Source organism: Croceitalea rosinachiae, assembly GCF_031846445.1.
GTDB lineage: Bacteria > Bacteroidota > Bacteroidia > Flavobacteriales > Flavobacteriaceae > Croceitalea > Croceitalea rosinachiae.
In genome coordinates, this window is record NZ_JAVRHR010000024.1 from 1 (window position 1) to 204 (window position 204).

Genomic DNA, 204 nt, shown 5'->3' on the forward strand with positions numbered 1-204 from the left:
ACTGTGATGGTGACGGGGTGACCAATGGGGAAGAGGACACCAATGGTACTGACCCTTATCAAGTATCCGGTGATACGGATGGAGATGGTATAGACGATGACAACGAGATAAACGACGGCACTGACCAGAACGCCCCATGTGATCCATTACAGGTAGCTGGTTACACGGGCTATGATGCCGGAAACGCCATATGGGCGGCTGCCG

At 53.4% G+C, this 204-nt stretch carries 1 protein-coding gene; it reads left to right on the forward strand.

The genetic code is table 11. From position 1 onward, the window contains the following. Nucleotides 1-204 (forward strand): hypothetical protein (locus RM706_RS16490; protein WP_311353368.1); only part of this gene is annotated, 204 nt, incomplete at both ends.